The organism is Streptomyces sp. LUP30 (assembly GCF_001746365.1).
GTDB lineage: Bacteria > Actinomycetota > Actinomycetes > Streptomycetales > Streptomycetaceae > Streptomyces.
On sequence record NZ_MJAJ01000094.1, the window covers coordinates 1 to 3,018 of the forward strand.

The 3,018-nt window shown below is 76.1% G+C and carries 2 protein-coding genes; both read left to right on the forward strand.

Annotation, left to right across the window (positions count from 1 at the left end; genetic code table 11):
* The coding region (locus BG482_RS39160) for an ATP/GTP-binding protein (RefSeq protein ID WP_256096616.1) at window positions 1–2,260 on the forward strand (2,260 nt) is incomplete at its 5' end.
* 110 nt (window positions 2,261–2,370) lie between these two features.
* A partial coding sequence (locus tag BG482_RS39165) for a PucR family transcriptional regulator ligand-binding domain-containing protein (RefSeq protein ID WP_176741578.1) occupies window positions 2,371–3,018 on the forward strand: 648 nt, incomplete at its 3' end.

The window sequence follows — 3,018 nt, forward strand, 5'->3', positions numbered from 1 at the left end:
GGCCGCCGAGCACGCGCCGCGGGCCGCATCCGCCGTCGCCGCCTGGCTCGACGAGGCGCGTCCGGCGTCCCGGCCGGGCATCTGGCGGTTCGGCCACCGGCTGCCGAAGCCGCCGCGGGCGTCGGAGCGGCTCGCGCCGGTGACGGTCGTCGGCATGCTGGTCCCGCTGGTGATCGCGCTGGTCCTGTGGTCGCTGTGGCGGCGGGGCGCCCTGCCCTACCAGTTCACCCTGCTGCGGCTGTTCACCCCCGACGACTGGTGGTGGGGCGGCACGATCGCCTCCCCCAAGAACATGGACGGCGCCGAGGCACGGGTGGTCTACGACGGCGTCTTCTTCGCCGTCCTGCTGTACGCCATGGGCCGGCTGGGCAGCTGGCCGCACGTCGTACGGCACTTCGTCGGGCGGCGGCCGCAGCCCGCGCGGGCCCTGATCGCCCTGCTGGGCGCGCTGGCCGCGCTGAGCTTCGTCTTCCCCGGCGCCTTCGGCGTCGGCTGGGACGCGCTGCCGGTCGTCGACCCGCTGTTCTCGCTGATCGTGCTGATCTCCGGCGGCTACGAGCTGTTCGCCTCCCCCCTGTTCACGAACACGCTGTACGCCGTCGTCACGGCGCTGGTGGTCTGGCCGTTCGCGCGGGTGGGGGGCTGGCTGCCGTACGCGAAGGAGCTGCTCGCCGCCCGGCAGGCCGGCCCCGACCACGGGGTGCCCGCGGCCGAGCGGCCCCGCTCGCAGTGGCCCGAGCTGCGCGACGCCGGGCAGTACGAGGCGGCCGACCTGCTCACCGGGGAAGTCGCCGCCGGGCGGATGAACGACGTGGACTGCGTGCGGGTGCGCCAGGCGTGGAGCGCGGGCCTCGGGGACTTCCGGGAGACCGTGCTGCGCCAGGGCGGCGCGGCCTGGACGCATCCCTCCGGCGACCGCGACCTGCCCCGGCGCACGGCCCGCCACGACCTGCTCGCCGGGCAGGTGCGCATCGGCCGCTGGGTGGCCGCCGAGCGCGCCCCGCTCGCCTTTCACGACGCGGGCGCCGCGCTCGGCCCCGACCTGCTGGGCACCTCGCTGCTGGCGGTCGGGCCGTCCGGCTCGGGCAAGACGCGCACGCTGATCGAGCCGCTGACCGAGGCGCTGGCCCTGCAGGCGCTGACCGGGACGTGCGCCGTGGTCGCGGTGTCCTCGCCCGGCGGCGGCCCGCTCGGCCCCGACTCCGCCTTCGACGTGATCGTGCGGATCGGCGACCCGTCGTCCGTGCACGACCTGGACCCTTACGCGGGCTGCGACGACCCGGACGAGGCGGCCGCCGTCCTCGCCGAGGCGCTGGTCGGCGACCTCGACTCGGTGAGCGCCCAGAGCGCGGCCACGGCGCTCGCCAGGCTGCTCGGCCCGTACCGCGCCGCGCACGGGCGTTTCCCCGCCCTCACCGAGCTGCGCGAACTGCTGGAGGGCGAGCCCGGCGCGCTGTCCGCGCTGCGCGAGGCGGTGGCCGGGGACGAGGTGATGCAGCGCGAGCTGCAGGCGCACATCCGGCAGACGGGCGCGGCGGGCGACCCGGGCCGTGCCCTGGCCGACCGGCTGGCGCTGCTGGGCCGGCCGGCGTTCGCGGGGTTCTTCGGCGCGGGCGACGACGCGCACCGCACGTTCTCGCTGCGCGCCGTCGCCCACCACCCGCTCCGGGTGCGGATCGACCTGCCGGAGCGCGGCCACGAGGAGGCCGCCCGGCTGATCACCCGGCTGGTCCTCGCGCAGTTCCACGCCGTCGTACGGGAGCGGCACGACCACTTCGCCTGTCTGGTCCTCGACGACGCCACGGGGGCCGTCACCGACGGATCGGTGCGCCGACTGCAGCGGCTGCGCTCGCAGAACGCGGGCGTGGTGCTCGCCCTGCGCAGCGTCGGCGACGTCCCCGAGGCCCTGCACGGGCCGCTGTACGGGGCCGTCGGCTGCCGGATGGCGTTCTCCGGCATCACCACCTGGGACGGCGGCAGGTTCGCGCAGACCTGGGGCACCGAGTGGGTGGAGACCACGGAGGTCGCCAAGCACACCGTGTTCGCCGACCAGCCGATGACCCGCGCCATCCACGCGCTGCGCAAACTGGTGACCGGGAACGCGGTGACCACGGACGCGGTGACCGTGCGCCAGGTCGAGCGGGAGCGGTGGTCGGCGTCCCAGCTGGCGCACGAGGTCCCGCCCGGGCACGCGGTGCTGTCCCTGACCAGCGTGCGGGGCGAGCACACGCCGCCCCTGCTGGTGGATCTGCGGGGCTGAAGCGACGTCCCGCCCGCCCTTACGGTGAGGCAGAATCGGCACAGGCCCTTCATACGAAGCGGCCAAAAGATCACCTCGCCGATCGATCGCCTCCTCGACCTGAAGGCCCCATGCCTCCCACGCTCGCCTCGCTCGTCCACCACTCCGCGCTGAAGCTGACCGTACGGGCGGGCGGGGGCCGGCTGGACGTGCCGGTGCGCTGGGCGCACGTCAGCGAGCTGGCGGACCCGGTGCCCTACATGGAGGGCGGGGAGCTGCTGCTGATCACCGCGCTCAAACTGGACGCCGAGGACCCGGAGGCCATGCGGCGCTATGTGCGGCGGCTGGCCGAGGCGGGGGTGGTCGGGCTGGGCTTCGCCGTGGGGGTCAACTACGAGGAGATTCCCGGGGCGCTGGTGGACGCGGCCGAGGAGGAGGGCCTGCCGCTGCTGGAGGTGCCGCGCCGCACGCCCTTCCTCGCCATCAGCAAGGCGGTGTCGGCGGCGATCGCGGCCGACCAGTACCGGGCGGTGACGGCCGGGTTCGCGGCCCAGCGGGAGCTGACCAGGCAGGCGCTGGCCGAGGGCCCCGACGGAGTGCTCGGCGCGCTCGCCGCGCAGGTGAACGGGTGGGCGGCCCTGTACGACGCCTCGGGGGCCGTCGTGGCGGCCGCGCCCGAGTGGGCGGGCCGGCGGGCGGCACGGCTCACGGCGGAGGTGGAGCGGCTGCGGGAGCGGCCGGCGCCCGCCTCGGCGGTGGTCGGGAGCGGCGGGGGGGGC